This window comes from Paeniglutamicibacter gangotriensis Lz1y (assembly GCF_000348945.1).
Classification (GTDB): domain Bacteria; phylum Actinomycetota; class Actinomycetes; order Actinomycetales; family Micrococcaceae; genus Paeniglutamicibacter; species Paeniglutamicibacter gangotriensis.
This window is the reverse complement of record NZ_AOCK01000006.1, coordinates 165,863-177,512: the sequence shown is the minus strand read 5'-3', so window position 1 is coordinate 177,512 and position 11,650 is coordinate 165,863. Positions and strand designations below refer to the sequence as shown.

Genomic DNA, 11,650 nt, shown 5'->3' with positions numbered 1-11,650 from the left:
GCCGCGACCTACCACCCGCACCCGTCCTACACAGCCATGGAAGCCGCATGGGCACGCCACCACGAACGCCAAGGAGAACCCGATGCCAGTAACCCGTGAAGCCCGCTACCTGTCCGGCGCGGACCGGGGCAAACACGTGAGCCTCACGGTGCCCGGCGGCCGCTTCGGTGACTGGGAACTCGCCGGAAAACTCGTCGGCACCCAGCACTGGGGAGACGGAACCGTCGACATCCTCGTCAACCGCGGCGATTCCCGCGGCCCAAGCATCGCCAACCACCTCCCACCCGAAACCCTCGTCACCATCACCGGGAAGGAATCATGAAGTGGTGGTGGCACCGCGTGATCCTACGCCACGACTCTAAACAAATGTGGTCATCGCCCGGTTACTTCCAAGTCATCACCACACGAGTCTGCGAATGCGGGGAGAAGTTATGAAGCCAGCACGCGTCACCGATGACGGGACGGTGGCCGCGGTCGTCGCGAAGTGGAAGGGTGACCCGACCTACGCGCCCGGGCAGGTAGTGAACGGCAAGACGATCTGCGGAGCCAAGAAACGCAAAGACCAGGAACCCTGCGGAGCCCCACCCATCAACGGGGCCACCCGCTGCGGAAGACACGGAGCCAAAGCCCCCGCCGTAGCCCAGAAAGCCAAGGAACGCGTCATTGAGACCAACGCACGCGGCATCCTCGGCCGCATCGACCCAGAAGCCCCAAGAGAACACCCAGTCGAGACACTGCTCAACCTGATCCGCGCCAAAAATGCTGAGGTGCAATGGCTGAGAAGCAAAGTCCAGGCACTCGAAGACGAAGAACTAGTCTGGGGCCTTGCGTCTCATCGCGAAGGCTTAGGCCCAGAAGGACCGATTGATGTCAAGGAACACCGGGCCGATCAGTCCGTCTGGTGGAAGCTACTCCGGGAAGCCGAGAACCAACTGGCGAACTGGATCACCATGGCACTCAAGGCCGGGGTGGAAGATCGCAGGGTAAGACTTGCCGAGAGCCAGGGCGGCGCGGTGGCTGGTGCTATTCGCCAGATCCTCGACGGCCTCAACCTCACAACCGAACAAGCCGCACTCATCCCCGTGCTCGTCCCACAAGCCCTACGACAACTCACCGGAGACGCCCAATGAGCAACTACCCTCGGATGATCCAAGAAGGAAGAGTGCGAATGGTCCCCCGCAAACCGACCATCGTAGAGCTTGAGATTGCGGTAGATACCAGCAAATTCATGCGCGCCCTCCGCGGCATCAACTGGGATCGCGCCACACCATTCGAGACTGCGATGACCAAGGTGCAAGCCACCGTCGACCACGCATCTGCGGCCATGATCAAGATCGACCAGATCGCCAAGGAAGCCGCCGCGACCACGGGCGCCAACCTCGACGAAATCAAGACCATCCTCGAGGGGATCGCCACGGCTGCCCGCCCGCACTACGGCGGCTACGGCATCCGCCCGTGGAACAGGTTCGGGGAAACCCCCGACCAGGAACTCAACCGACGACTCAACCAACGGCTACGCGGGGAAGACCCCGGCCCACCCGTCAACTGGAAAGGACTCCCCCGATGAGCCAGACAACAGCAGGCAGCCTGACCCACGAACACACCGGGAAGACCGTCACCGTGACCGGCGGCGGTGCCACCGTCACGGGCGTCCTGCTCATGGTCTCCCACAAGCGGGACATGATCGACGACAGCCGCATGTTCCCCAGCCCGGGCGACATCCAGTGGGTACCGGGGCAGGCAAGGACTGTGGTCACGCTGATCCCCGACCTTGACCTGATGCTGAACCCAGACAGCATCGTAGAGGTGGCGGAGTGAGCCGCCTGCGCGAATGGGTAGTGAGGCAGCAATGCCAACGCAAGGGCCACAAGGACACCGGGTGCTACTCCGAGTCGGGCTCAACCGGCGTCTGCTGTGACCGCTGCGGCCGGACCCTATGGACTCGGCACGGCTGGGAGGAACCCGGCCCGCCGAGATTCCAAGCGCCAAACTACCCCACGCTCTACACCGGATACGGACGCCGGCCCTTCAAAGGCTGGTGGAAGTGACCGCCCGAGACGCCAAGCACATGCCGTGCAACTGCGTGCCCGACCTTGGCCCACCCCACTGCCACCAACACCCATACGAAACCGAATGGCCATGTGCCGAATCCATCAAGGCCGAGCAGGCCGAACACCTCCGGAGGTTCTACGCATGACCGAGTGCACACACTGCGAAGCTGACCTCCCGGCAGGCCTCACGCTCTGCAACACGGGAGCCGATGATCTGCGTCGGATCCTGTCCCGCGTCCGCAGCACCCTGAACACGGCCGGGGGTACATTGACGAACACCGCGGTAGCCCCTGCGCCTATCGGTGGCGGTGGCGGTGGGCAAGAGGCCCCCGGACTGCCGTACAGCGTGGACATGAGCGACCGCGTTCGCGACTACCAAGAGGCCATCCGGTACTGGGCGGGCATGATCGGGGAAGCGCAGGGCAAGCCGGCCCCGGTCGACACCATCGCCGCGGGAATGTTCCTGCGCGCTCACATCGGCCTCATCCGTGGAAACGAACACGCCAACACCATCCTGCAAGAGCTACGGGCCGCAGAGCGTAGTGTCATCAACGCAGCCGACCGCCAAGCCCCCAAACTGCTGCTCGGCGAATGCGGGGCACCAGTCTGGGAAGAGCACACCATCGTGAGGTGCGCCGGCCAGATCATCGGCAGGGAAGGCGACGACCAAGCCAAATGCGACACCTGCCGCAGCACACACAGTGCCCGGGAACGCATCGAAGCGAAGATCAGCCGCGCCTGGCACGTACTCGCACCACTCCCACAAATCATCCGAGCCCTCAAAGCCTACGGAATCCACATCCGCTACGACACCGCCAAAAAGTGGGTCACCCGCGGCAAGCTCGCACCAGTCTGCGACCTCCGAACCCGCACGGAGGGATATTCACCCGCCGCCGTACTCGCAGTCATGCCAAAACCATCTACTCCAATAAGGCAACATGTCGACTTGAAGTAGACAAAACCGCCCAACTGTCCCTAAGATGAAATCAATATCGGATCACTGGCTCGATATTCAACACGCGTGTGTGGCCGGAACCTATCGACAATAGCGCTGACGAGCTGCGGACCCGCCCACCCCCAAGGGGCCTCCGGACGGCAATGACCAGCAACCGGCCACACGCCAACACTTCCCGCACATCATGTTTTCGCGAACGCGTGCGGGGGAAACACCACCAGACGCCCGAACAGAAGCCGGGCGAGGGTTCGATGCACTCGCAGGCCCACTGGTGGACATAACTGAATAGAGCTTGGCCGCACATGAGGCGGCCAAGCACAAGGGATCGTAGCTCAGTTGGTAGAGCATGGGATCGCAACCCAGCGCGCAGGTTCAACTCCTGCCGAACCCACGAGGCCCGCACAGCAAGCCGACAATGACTGACATCAACCAAGCCCAACGTGCGGGCCCAACAACTTCCCGGTGGAAATCAGGCTAAAACCTTCCACAGACCAGAGCTGACTCACCACCGGGACCACCCTTGACGGCGGCCAACGAGCCGACAACACAACACGATCGCACGCAGGTTGCCGGCCCCCGGAGTGGGGAGCAAGCCGCGACACCGCCTAGCGACAACAACCGCGGACGTACCGACGTCAACACGCTTGAATGACCGGAAGCGGTGAGGTAGCCGTGAACCTGGACTGGATAGAGCACGCCATCAAGGCCTTCGAACCCCTCATTCCGAAGTGGGATACGCCCGGCGAAATGGCCGTGGCACTGGATCCCAAAACGGTCCAGACGCCCACCATGAAGATCTTCGACGAGGCGCTGGTCTGGGCATGGAACACGCCCGATGCCCGCCTCATCATTTCCTGCCCGCCTCAGGCTGGAAAATCTCAACGAGCTGTCCGCCGGTTCGCCGCGTGGGCACTCTCCCAGAACCCGGACACCCGAATCACGGTCTGTTCGTACAACACCGACACCGCCCGCCGCTGGGGCCGGGTCATCCGCGACGACGTCACCGAGCACGGCGACGACATGGGCGGCCTCAAGGTCCGCAACGACGTCGCATCACAGTCCGAATGGCAGCTAGACGGCCACCTCGGTGGCGTGTTCACCGCGGGCGTTGGCTCATCCCTGACTGGCCGGCCTTCCGAGCTCATGATCGTGGATGACCCCGTCAAGGGCCGCGAAGATGCGGACTCCGAGCGGTACCAGGAGCGCAACTGGGACTGGTGGCGTGAAGTCGCCATGACCCGCCTCGCCCCCGGCGCCCCGGCCATCCTCGTGATGACCCGTTGGGCAACGGAGGATCTTGGCGGGAAAGTCCTCAAAGCCGAGAACGGCGGTGAGGAATGGCGGGTAGTCAACATTCCCGCCCAAGCGAACCACCGCCCAGAACTTGGCGAGACCGACCCGCTGGGCCGTGAGCCCGGCGAGTGGATGGAAACCACCCGCGGGATGACCGAAGCCCAGTGGGAGCGCCGCAAGCGTGACACCGGGCCCCGCTCGTGGGCAGCTCTTTATCAGGGCTCCCCTACTCCGGACGAGGGCGGCATCTTCCCCCGCGACTGGGCGACCTACGACGAGCCGATGTGGACTGTCCGCGAGGATGGCGCACACATCATCCCCGGCATCGGTCGACAGGATACCGAGCTAGCCGCCTCGTGGGATTTGACCTTTTCCGATGGGAAGAACGCCGACTTTGTTGTCGGGCAGGTGTGGCTCCGCGTTGGCAACACCGCGTATCTGCTGGATCAAGTCCGGCGCCGGATGAACTTCAACGACACCTGCGAAGCAATGCTGGCCATGAAAGCCAAGTGGCCGCAATGCATTCAGGTATTCGTGGAAAACAAGGCCAATGGGCCTGCCGTCATCAACGCGCTACAGCAGCAGATCATGGGCCTGATCCCAATTGAACCCGAGGGGTCGAAGTCGGCCCGCGCCTCTGCCGTGTCGCCGTTAGCGTTCTCGAAGAACATTGTTCTCCCGACCGCGAAGCTGCTGCCGAACGTTGAGGATCTTCGCGAAGAGCTCGTGAACTTCCCCAGCAAGCACGATGACACGGTGGACGCGCTGTCGCAGGCCATCAATCGCCTGTTGCTTATGCCGCTGTTGTCCCCGGATCAGCAGTTCGTCAACCATGACGTCTACGACGACTATGACGACCGTGGATTCCTTTTCTCCCCTGTCTAAATTGGAGGTGCCCGTGGGCATTCTAGAAGTGCTTGGCCTCCGTGAGGCTGGCGTGCCCGAGGGCAAGGAGCTGGTTGCCACGGGAACGCTGGCGACGATGGGGCACCGCCTCGAGGAACTGACTGAGTCCTATTCTGCGCTGATCATGGCGCGGGAGGATGTGGGCTGGCAGAAGATCACGCAGGATGCGGCGCAGGAGTTCTCCCGGCAGGGCTTGAAGACCTCAGCCGAGCTTGCGCGGGTGTTCCTCGTGGCCAACCCCCTGATCAAGCGCGCTGGGAAGCTGCGCGGCGCCTACGTGCACGGGCAAGGCTGCGGCACCAATGCCACCGGCGACGGCACTAACGGCGCCCAGGACGTCAACGGGCTGATCCAAGAATGGTTGGATGATCCCGAGGTCCGCGAAGTGTTCTCTGGTGCGCAAGCGAACGAACGTAACGAAGACTCGTTGACCACTGACGGCAACGTGTTCTTCAGCCTCTTCACGAACCCACTCACCGGCCGTGTGAAGCCCCGTCTGATCGACTTCGACGAGGTCGAGGACAAGATCACGAAGCCCGGCGACAAGACCACGACCTGGTTCTACCTGCGCACATGGGTGGAGGCTGACCAGAACGGCCGTGAGGTCCAACGCAAGGCCTACTACCCGGACATCTCTTACCGGCCTTTGGCTCGGCAGAAGCGGATTCAGCAGGGCGGTTCCACGGAGTCCGTCGAGGTCATGTGGGATGCCCCGATCTACCACATCAAGGTCAACGCCTTGAATGGGTGGAAGTTCGGTATCGGTGACGCTTATGCTGCGTTGCCGTGGGCTCGCGGGTTCAAGGAGTTCCTTGAGGACTGGGCTTTGCTCATGAAGTCGTTGTCGCGGATTGCGTGGCAGAACGTGGGTGGGAAGAAGTCGGATGCGCAGAAGCGCCGCCAACAGCTCGCGGCACTGCAACAGCAGCCCGCCGGGTCCACGGTGAACGCTTCGGAGGACAACAAGTTCGAGGCGGTGCCGAAGTCCGGCGCCACCCTGGACTCCGAGTCGGCGAAGCCATTGGCGGCCATGGTCGCCAGTGCGATGGGCCTCCCGGTAACGATGATCCTGTCCGATCCCGGGCAGACCGGGGCCCGTGCCGTGGCCGAGACGCTGGACCGACCAACCCGGCTGGAAATGCAGTCCCGTCAAGAAGTGTGGCGGGAAGCGCGCCGGCAGATCCTCGGCTACGTCATCGAACAAGCAGTCATCGCACCCCGCGGCCCGCTCAAGGGCACTGTGGAGCGGGACGATGACCGCCTCCGGGTCCGGTTGCCGCGCCCGCAGGACATGACACTGACGATCACGTACCCGGACCTCGAAGAGATCCCGCTGGACGTGGTCATGGACGCTCTCGTGGCAGCCAATGGCCATGTCCCACCGCTGCTGATAGCTGAGCAGATGATGCGGGCACTCAAGATCCGTGACGTGGATGAGTGGCTTGAGGAAATGAAGGACGATGACGGAAACTTCATCGACCCAACGGTTACGGCTGGGCAGGCTGCTGCGGACGCGTTCCGCCGCGGCGAAGACCCGGCCAAGGTGCTGCAGTAGGAAGTAGGTGCGCGGTGGCGATCACGGATGAAACACTGCTGATCGCTGCCGACACCAAACGCCGGCTCCGAACCATGTCCAACGAGCAGATCGTCGCGATCACCCGAGCATGGGTAGACGCCTGGGACTCCCTCGGTCCTGAGTTTCACGAAGCGTTGCTCGAGGTCATCGGGGACGGCAAGACCCGCGTCCCCTACTCCAAGGTGGCAAAGTCACGCCGTCTCAAGGATGCTCTACGGCAGGCTCGCACCACACTGGACGAGCTGGCCGCACAAACTCGGGTCACCGTCACCAACGACCTGGCGTCCGCTGTACTGGATGCCGCCGACACTCACCTCGCTGTGTCCCGGTCGCAACTGCCACCGAACGCCGCGGGTGTGGCCATCAACTTCGATGCGATGTCCAAGACCGCACTGGACGCGATCGTGCTGCGCTCCACCGAGCAGATCCACGCACTGTCCCGGCCACTGCCTGCTGATGTTGAGCGGATGATGAAGCGGGAACTCGTGAGAGCCATCGCCGTGGGAGATAATCCGCGCACCACGGCCCGCCGCATCCTCCGGGGCGCCGAGGGCCAGTTCAATGGGGGTCTCACCCGGGCGGCGACCATCGCCCGAACAGAACTCTTGGACGCGCACAGGAACGGTGCCCTAACAGCCGCGCAGCAGAACAAGGACTTACTTACCGGCTGGTTCTGGTCCGCATCCCTAGACGGGCGCACGTGCCCGTCCTGCCTCGCAAACCACGGCACCTTCCACCCCGTCGACGAGTTCGGACCCATCGACCACCACCAAGGCCGCTGCGCACGCATCGACAAAACGAAGTCATGGCGGGACCTCGGCTTCGATATCGACGAGCCCGAGGACGCGATCCCGGACTCTGAGGCATGGTTCGACAACCTCACCGAGGATTCCCAACGCCACATCATGGGGCCGACGAAGCTCAAGATGCTGCAGGACGGCGACATCGAATGGGCGGACCTCACGAAGCGTGTTGAAACGCCAGGATGGCGGGACTCCATGACGAACACCCGCGTGAAGGAGCTACGTCCCGTCGCTTAGGGATGGCTCGTACTGGATCGCGCCGCACCATTTGCACTCCACGGACATGGACCCGCCACTCATGCGCAGGTAGACGCCGTGCAGCTTCCAAGCATGTTCGGGGCATTCCCCAGGCACACCAGCGGCATCGTTCGCATCATCAATAGCCATCCCACAAGCATAGGAGGTCGCGATGTCGACTCTGATCAAAGAAGCAGCCACCGCGACCGCCGTTGAGCTGTCCGGCAGCCGCCAACTCATCGCCCTCATCACTCCCGGATGGGGATCCTCGGGCTACTACTCCGCCGAAGTCCTCGAGCAGGCGGCCTACGACCGAGTGTTCCCCAAGGGCACGCGCCAGCACATCGACCATGACGGCGAAATGGCCCGCTTCGAACAGCCCGTCGGCTCCATCACCACGCTGGCCGCGGCCCTGGCCGAAGATGCCCGATGGGATCCGAACTACGTCCACCCCAAGACCGGCGAAAAGGGGGCACTGCTCGCGGAATCAAACATCTTCCCCCGCTGGCGGGCAGACCTCGCAGCCATGAAGGACGCCATCGGCAACTCCATCGTCGCCAGCGCCATCATGTCCGAAGGTGAAGTCGAAGGCCGCAAGGGAATGATCGTGGAGAAGCTACTCCCGAGCACCCTGAATCGCGTCGACTACGTCACGGCAGAAGGCCGCGGAGGGCACATCAGCGCCGTCCTCGAGTCAGCACTGACCCGCCACGCGATCGAGGCCACGGCAAACGAGACACGCCAACTCATCCTGGCTGCCCTCAAGGCCGCGCACGGCGACGAAGGCACATGGGTGTGGATCCGCGACTACGACGACGCCAAGGTCTGGTTCGAAGTCGAGTCCGACGAATCCTTCAAAATCTACGAGCAGTCATGGACGCTGGCAAACGGCGCCGTGTCCCTCGGCGAAGGTCGCATCGAAGTTCGCTCCACCACCAGTTACGTCCCCGTAACCAGCACGACCGAGGCGCTACGCACGGTCACCAAGACCACCCCGCCGGACCCGGCAGGGGCAACCCCAAATCAGGAGGAAGCCAACATGGCAACCATTGATGACAAGGAACTCGCGGACCTCCGCGAATCCGCTAGCCGGGCCACCACGGCCGCAAGCGAACTGGCCGAAGCCAACAAGCGCGCAGACGCCGCTGAGGCCAAGGTCGCAGAATCCGAAGCGAAGGCCACCAAGGCCACCGCCGAAGCCATCGTCGCCGAAGCATTCGGTGACACCGACGCCAAGGTCACCCGCGCCGCACTCATCACCGCCGCACTGGCCGCCGAAGCGTTCGACCCGGACAAGCTCCGCGCCGACGCCACCGAAGCCGCCGCAGAAATCGCGGTCACCCACGGCGCCGGCACCCCCCGCGGTGTAGGCGAAACCGCCAAGGTCACCGAATCCGGCAAGACCATCACCAGCGAGAGCATCGTCTCCGCACTCCACGGGAAGGCGGCCTAACCATGGCTAAGAACCAGCGCTACTCCAACGCCCTGCACATCAGCGTCACCGCACCGCGTGACGTCCTGTCCGGCGAACCGGTACAGGTCGGCCAGATCAACGGTGTCGCCCAGACCTCCGCGAAGTCCGGCGAGAAGGTCACCATCTGGCTCGACGCCTCGTGGGACATCGAAGTTACCGGCGCACTGGCCACCGAGGGCCTGCCGGTGTACATCACCAGCGCGGGCAAGCTCGACGCCTCCGCCACCGGTAACAAGCCGTGGGGCGTGGCCCTGTCCACGAAGACCGCAGCCGCGGCACCAGCCGAAGTAGTCCCCCTGGGCTACGCAACCCCCGCCGCCCCGGCAGCGTAAGGAGACCACCACCATGGCAACAACTCTCGCAACTGAAGGCTTCCGCGCCGCCCCGACCCTGGACGAGCGCGTCTACGAAGCCGCACTCCTGTTCGGGGAAGGTCGCAACCCTTCGAACTTCTCCCGACAGAACACCCTCATGGAAGCGCTCACCACCGACGACTTCCCGAAGCTGCTCGGCGCCGCTTTCGAAAAGGAGGCCATGACTGCCCAGAAGGACGCAGTCAAGGAATACGAGCTCTTCGCACTCCCGAAGAACCTCTCCGACTTCCGCCCCAAGAAGCTCGTCGACCTGTTCGGCAACGAGTACTTCGAAGACGTGAAGGAAGGGGAGGAATATAAGGGCGGCAAGCTGGCCGAAACTGATGTGGAGATCCGCACCGGCAAGACCGGCAAGTTCTTCAACCTCACCTGGGAACTGCAACTGTCCCGCGACTTCTCCGACCTCGCCGACTTCCCAAAGGTCCTCGGCAATGCCGCGGTCAACACGGAGAACAAGAAGGTCTACGAAGTGCTCGTGGGCAAGGCTGGTCTGAACACCAGTTTCTTCGGATCGGTGGACAACAAGCCGCTGACTTCCGAGAACCTGATCGCGGCGATCCAGGCGCTTTCGGTGAAGGAAAACCACCGCAAGGAACTGGTCGACATCAGCACCCTCGTGCTCGTTGTCGGCCCGGGTCTTGCCATTCAGGCAAACAGCATCCTGAACGCTGAGAAGATCGTCCGCAAGGTCACTGACGGCGGCGCGACCACGGAAACCACGGAGTCGAACCCGTTCCGCGGCCAGATTCAGCTGCAGGTGTCCCGCGAGTTCGTGAACCAAAACGGTGCCGCGACGAAGAACACCTCGTGGGCACTGCTCCCGGGCAAGAACACCAGCAACCCGGCAGTCGTGAAGACCGGCCTGATCGGTCACGAGGCCGTGGATATCCGCGTGAAGCGCGACCAGGGCGAACGTGTTGGTGGTGGCGCTGTCGCTGTCAACGAGGGTTCGATTCAGGACGACACGATTCACTTCCGTGGCCGTCACGTTACTGGCGCGGCGAAGGGCTTCACTGAGGCCGCTTACGGCTCCAAGGGCGCGGCCTAGCTTCACCCCGATCATTTTCCACTACTCCGGAAAATGATCCCCGGTACGCCCGGCCAACTCTTAACTCTCAGTTAACAGTTGGCCGGGCGTACCACCCCACAACCTTTAGGAGGCGGCATGGCCGACTACACCACGCCCACCGGGCAAGTCCGTCTGCTCATTGCCGACCTCGCCGAGCCGCCGATCTTCGATGACATGATCCTCGAGGGCTACCTCGCCATGCACGACTACGTGGTCGGCGACCCGGACAGCATCAAGCGCACCGGGGTTTGGCGGGCCGCCGCCGACGCACTGGACGCCATCGCGACCAGTGAAGCGCTCACGTCGAAGAAGATCCGCACGCAGGATCTTTCCACGGACGGGCCGGCGGTCGCCGCCGAACTCCGCAAGCAAGCCGCCGTACTCCGGGCCAAGGCCGACCAGGCGGACGCCGAAGCGGACAGCTTCTTCGAAATCATCCCGTTCTGCAGCCCGGGCGGGCCCGAAGGTGCGGAGGCGCGCTGGTGAGCCCCCTCCCCAACGCCATGGTCATCCCGACCAACTGGGCCGAGCATCACCGCCCGGTAGCCGTGCAAACGATGACGGCCATGTGCATCATCAAGCGGATCCAAGAGGGCCCGGCCCCGTACCCACTGCCCGATGGCTGGTCGAACGAAGCCATCGTGTGGACGGGCATGTGCCGCCTGCAGGAACTCAAACGTGAAACGTCGCCGTTGGTTGCAGATCAGCCGTCCGAGCTACGCCAGTACTTGATCGCCCTCCCGTTCGAGAACGGGGCTGGTGTCCCGCTCCCCCGGTTGTTCACCGGCGAACGTGGCGACATCGTGGCGACCGTGGGCCGAGTGTTCAACCTCAAGCAGTCCATGGCCGGATCCCTGCTCTGGGAAAACGACTTCATCGCCTACGAAAACCAAACCCAGCAACAGCCCTAGC

The 11,650-nt window shown here is 63.3% G+C and carries 13 protein-coding genes and 1 tRNA gene; all 14 read left to right on the top strand.

Annotation, left to right across the window (positions count from 1 at the left end; genetic code table 11):
• Positions 1-82 precede the first annotated feature (82 nt).
• The 14 genes from ADIAG_RS11585 to ADIAG_RS11520 all read left to right on the top strand — a co-directional run bounded on the left by ADIAG_RS11585 (position 83) and on the right by ADIAG_RS11520 (position 11,649).
• The gene (locus ADIAG_RS11585) at positions 83-322 is read left to right on the top strand and encodes a hypothetical protein (RefSeq protein WP_007271559.1); all 240 of its coding nucleotides are present in this window, start codon (positions 83-85) and stop codon (positions 320-322) included.
• Positions 323-431: 109 nt separating this feature from the next.
• Positions 432-1,130 carry a hypothetical protein gene (locus ADIAG_RS20270; protein WP_007271558.1) on the top strand — a complete coding sequence of 233 codons (699 nt, stop codon included), beginning with the start codon at positions 432-434 and terminating at the stop codon, positions 1,128-1,130.
• A gap of 38 nt (positions 1,131-1,168) precedes the next feature.
• Entirely contained in the window at positions 1,169-1,567 is a 399-nt protein-coding gene (locus ADIAG_RS11575) for a hypothetical protein (RefSeq protein ID WP_007271557.1), read from the top strand.
• Complete coding sequence (locus ADIAG_RS11570; RefSeq protein ID WP_007271556.1) at positions 1,564-1,818, top strand: hypothetical protein; 255 nt, start codon at positions 1,564-1,566, stop codon at positions 1,816-1,818. Before ADIAG_RS11575 ends, ADIAG_RS11570 begins: the two co-directional genes overlap by 4 nt.
• Positions 1,819-2,193: 375 nt before the next feature.
• Positions 2,194-3,006: a hypothetical protein gene (locus tag ADIAG_RS11565; RefSeq protein ID WP_007271554.1), complete on the top strand. Its 813-nt coding sequence runs from the start codon at positions 2,194-2,196 to the stop codon at positions 3,004-3,006.
• A gap of 321 nt (positions 3,007-3,327) precedes the next feature.
• A tRNA-Ala gene (locus ADIAG_RS11560) sits at positions 3,328-3,397 on the top strand.
• Between the two features lie 257 nt (positions 3,398-3,654).
• Positions 3,655-5,184 carry a phage terminase large subunit gene (terL, locus tag ADIAG_RS11555; RefSeq protein ID WP_152426141.1) on the top strand — a complete coding sequence of 510 codons (1,530 nt, stop codon included), beginning with the start codon at positions 3,655-3,657 and terminating at the stop codon, positions 5,182-5,184.
• 13 nt (positions 5,185-5,197) lie between these two features.
• A complete protein-coding gene (locus ADIAG_RS11550) occupies positions 5,198-6,760 on the top strand; it encodes a hypothetical protein (RefSeq protein ID WP_152426140.1) in 1,563 nt (520 codons plus the stop codon).
• A gap of 14 nt (positions 6,761-6,774) precedes the next feature.
• Complete coding sequence (locus ADIAG_RS11545; RefSeq protein ID WP_007271551.1) at positions 6,775-7,821, top strand: phage minor head protein; 1,047 nt, start codon at positions 6,775-6,777, stop codon at positions 7,819-7,821.
• A 172-nt stretch (positions 7,822-7,993) separates the two neighbouring features.
• On the top strand, positions 7,994-9,274 hold the full coding sequence (locus ADIAG_RS11540) for a hypothetical protein (RefSeq protein WP_007271550.1): 1,281 nt from the start codon (positions 7,994-7,996) through the stop codon (positions 9,272-9,274).
• 2 nt (positions 9,275-9,276) lie between these two features.
• Positions 9,277-9,627: a DUF2190 family protein gene (locus tag ADIAG_RS11535; RefSeq protein WP_007271549.1), complete on the top strand. Its 351-nt coding sequence runs from the start codon at positions 9,277-9,279 to the stop codon at positions 9,625-9,627.
• Positions 9,628-9,640: 13 nt separating this feature from the next.
• A complete protein-coding gene (locus tag ADIAG_RS11530) occupies positions 9,641-10,717 on the top strand; it encodes a phage major capsid protein (RefSeq protein ID WP_007271548.1) in 1,077 nt (358 codons plus the stop codon).
• 117 nt (positions 10,718-10,834) lie between these two features.
• Positions 10,835-11,224 carry a hypothetical protein gene (locus ADIAG_RS11525; protein ID WP_007271547.1) on the top strand — a complete coding sequence of 130 codons (390 nt, stop codon included), beginning with the start codon at positions 10,835-10,837 and terminating at the stop codon, positions 11,222-11,224.
• Positions 11,221-11,649 carry a DUF6093 family protein gene (locus ADIAG_RS11520; RefSeq protein WP_007271546.1) on the top strand — a complete coding sequence of 143 codons (429 nt, stop codon included), beginning with the start codon at positions 11,221-11,223 and terminating at the stop codon, positions 11,647-11,649. The genes ADIAG_RS11525 and ADIAG_RS11520 overlap by 4 nt, the downstream gene beginning before the upstream one ends.
• The last annotated feature ends 1 nt before the right edge of the window (position 11,650 follow it).

Bases quoted from the DNA above. Each gene is read 5' to 3' on its own strand.
- ADIAG_RS11525 (WP_007271547.1), top strand. From the start codon at position 10,835: ATGGCCGACTACACCACGCCCACCGGGCAAGTCCGTCTGCTCATTGCC.
- ADIAG_RS11565 (WP_007271554.1), top strand. From the start codon at position 2,194: ATGACCGAGTGCACACACTGCGAAGCTGACCTCCCGGCAGGCCTCACG.
- ADIAG_RS11585 (WP_007271559.1), top strand. From the start codon at position 83: ATGCCAGTAACCCGTGAAGCCCGCTACCTGTCCGGCGCGGACCGGGGC.
- ADIAG_RS11530 (WP_007271548.1), top strand. From the start codon at position 9,641: ATGGCAACAACTCTCGCAACTGAAGGCTTCCGCGCCGCCCCGACCCTG.
- ADIAG_RS11535 (WP_007271549.1), top strand. From the start codon at position 9,277: ATGGCTAAGAACCAGCGCTACTCCAACGCCCTGCACATCAGCGTCACC.
- ADIAG_RS11540 (WP_007271550.1), top strand. From the start codon at position 7,994: ATGTCGACTCTGATCAAAGAAGCAGCCACCGCGACCGCCGTTGAGCTG.
- ADIAG_RS20270 (WP_007271558.1), top strand. From the start codon at position 432: ATGAAGCCAGCACGCGTCACCGATGACGGGACGGTGGCCGCGGTCGTC.
- ADIAG_RS11575 (WP_007271557.1), top strand. From the start codon at position 1,169: ATGGTCCCCCGCAAACCGACCATCGTAGAGCTTGAGATTGCGGTAGAT.
- terL (WP_152426141.1), top strand. From the start codon at position 3,655: ATGACCGGAAGCGGTGAGGTAGCCGTGAACCTGGACTGGATAGAGCAC.
- ADIAG_RS11570 (WP_007271556.1), top strand. From the start codon at position 1,564: ATGAGCCAGACAACAGCAGGCAGCCTGACCCACGAACACACCGGGAAG.